2 protein-coding genes and 1 pseudogene are annotated in these 2,608 nt (G+C 66.3%); all 3 read right to left on the reverse strand.

Features of this window, described 5'->3' with window-relative positions:
* On the reverse strand, positions 1-859 hold an 859-nt coding region (locus EQG76_RS25105; RefSeq protein ID WP_159717390.1), incomplete at its 3' end, for an ABC transporter permease.
* Positions 860-863: 4 nt separating this feature from the next.
* Positions 864-1,949: an ABC transporter ATP-binding protein gene (locus EQG76_RS25110; protein WP_159717392.1), complete on the reverse strand. Its 1,086-nt coding sequence runs from the start codon at positions 1,947-1,949 to the stop codon at positions 864-866.
* Between the two features lie 46 nt (positions 1,950-1,995).
* Positions 1,996-2,608, reverse strand: a pseudogene (locus EQG76_RS25115) (ABC transporter substrate-binding protein); the annotation flags it as partial.

Below are 2,608 nucleotides of genomic sequence, written 5' to 3' on the forward strand. Positions count from 1 at the left end.
GCAAGTTCACCGAGCGCCACATCAGGAAGATCACGAAGGAGGAGACCAGGAACAGCACCACGCCCATGGCCGAGCCGAGCGCCCAGGTGCCGGTCTCGCCGAACTGGAGCGAAAGAACCTGGCCGAACGAGGCGGCGTTGGGCCCACCCAGGAATCGCGCGGTGATCGAATCGCCCAGGGCCGGCACGAATACCAGCACCAGGCCGATGATCGTGCCGATCCAGTTGAGCGGCAGGGTCACCTCGAAGAAGGCCCGCCAGGACTTGGCACCGTTGATCTTGGCGACCTCGAGCAGCTCGAAGTCGAAGTTGAGCAGCGACAGGTAGATCGCCGTCACCATGAACGGGATGAACAGATACGCGATGCCGATGGCCGCGGCGGTGGGCGTGTACATCAGGAAGCTGATCGGCGGCAGGCCGAAATTCATCAGCCCCATGTTGATCAGGCCGACCGGTCCCATGATGCCCTGGATGCCGGTGATGCGCAGGATTACGCCGGTGAAGAATGGTGCCGCCACGGCCAGGCTGAGCAGGAGCCGGTAGCGGCCGCCATATTTGGCCATGAAGTAGGCGATCGGCCAGGAATAGATCAGCGCCACCACCGAGACCGCCACCGCCGTCAGCACCGAGCGGAGCAAGAAGGTCATGTAGGTCGGGGTGGTGAACAGGACGACGTAGTTGTCGAGATTCCAGTCGGGAATCAGGTTGTAGCTTTCGGTGCGCCAGAAGCTGAACACCAGGATCGAGAGCATCGGCAGGATCAGGAAGGTCACGACGAACAGGGCGCCCGGCAGGGCCAGCAGCAAGAAGCGCGCTTCGGGGCTGAGCTGGGCGCGGGCGGATGCGATCTCGGTGGCCATGCGGTCAGCCCGCCGCGAAGCACTGGCCGGCTTCCGGCGCCCAGGCCACGTGGACCGGATCGCCGCGCCGGATGCTGAGCATGGTGACCGCGTCGGTCACGGTCAGCTCCACGCCATTGTCGAGCCTGGCCAGGTAGTCCGCGGTCGGCCCCTTGAAGATCACGTCGCGCAGTACGCCCGGCACCCGGTTCGTCAGTTCCGGCTCCGGCGGATCGTTCGGGCTGCGCAACACCATGTGCTCGCACTTGACGAAATAATCGACGCGGTCGTCCACGCCGGCACGCGCCGGGCTCGGCACGGCGATCTCGACCCCCTGCCAGTCGAGCCGCGCCTTGGATCCGTCCAATGCTGTGAGCCGCCCGGTCATCTTGTTGGAATGGCCGACGAAGCCCGCCACGAACGGGCTGGTCGGGTGGGTATAGACTTCCAGCTTCGGCGCCACCTGCTCGAAGCGACCCTTCGCCATCACGGCGATCCGGTCGCTCATGGTGAGCGCCTCCTCCTGGTTGTGGGTGACGTAGATGAAGGGCGTGGTCAGCTCGACCTGGTAGCGGCGGACCTCGACCTCCATCTCCTTGCGCAGCTCGCGGTCGAGATTGGCCAGCGGCTCGTCCAGGAGCAGCAGCGCCGGCCGCGCGATCAGGCCTCTGGCCAGCGCCACGCGCTGCTGCTGGCCGCCCGAGAGCTGGTTGGGGTAGCGGTCTTCCAGACCCTCCAGGCGCAGGAGCTTCAGCGCCCAGGCCAGCCGCTCTCGCTGTCGCTCCTTCGTCGCCCCCTGCATGCGGAGCGGGAACACCACGTTCTCCGCCACTGTCTTGTGCGGGAACAGGAGGAAGTTCTGGAACACCATGCCGACCTTGCGCGCATAGGGCGGCAGCCGGGTCACGTCCTGGCCGTTGATCAGGACGCGCCCGGAATCGGGCAACTCCAGCCCGGCGATGATCCGCAGCAGCGTGGTCTTGCCGGAGCCGCTGGGGCCGAGCAGGGCGAAGAACTCGCCCTGGGCCACCTGGAGCGAGAGATTATCGGCCGCGGTGACGTCGCCGAAGCGCTTGGTCACCCGGTCCAGTTCGAGCACGAAGTCGGCCATGTCCGTCCGTCGGTCGCTGGAGGCGTCGGTACGTTCGGTGCCGGCGTCAGGCCGCCTCCACCTCGGACCAGACCCGCTCCCATTTCTCCGGCGAGGACGGCTGGTCGAACATGTGCAGGCCGCGCAGCTCGGCCGTGCGGTCCAGCATCAGCAGCGAGACTTCCTCGGGCGGCAGCAGGTCGCGGATATCGTAGCAGGGTGCTACGCCCTTCATGCCGACCCGGGCCATGCTCTGCTTGGAGATGTAGTGGTTGATCCAGGCATGGGCGAGCTCAACCTTTGCCGGGTCGGTCACGCCCGAGCTGACCTGCCAGCTGTCGATCCAGCCCAGACCGCCTTCCTTGGGCTGCAGCGTGTGCACCACATCGAACTCGATCTCCCCGGCACGGCGCGCCCGGGTCAGGCGGCGATAGATCTCGGAGAATTCGGGCGAGGCCCAGACCAGGCCCGGCCGCATCAGGCGCTGCAGGGAGTCATAGTCCTGGTAGCGGGTGACCAGCAGCGACTTCTGCTTGATCAGGAGCTGCTTGGCCGCTTCCAGCTCCTCGTCGGTCAGATGGTAAGGATTGAACGAGCTGTCGCCGTTCGGCCGCGGCCCGTCCTTGGTGCCGAGCTGGGTGGCCGCCATGATGCCGGCCATGGCGATGTTCTCCTCGAAC

The organism is Geminicoccus flavidas, from assembly GCF_009806515.1.
GTDB lineage: Bacteria > Pseudomonadota > Alphaproteobacteria > Geminicoccales > Geminicoccaceae > Geminicoccus > Geminicoccus flavidus.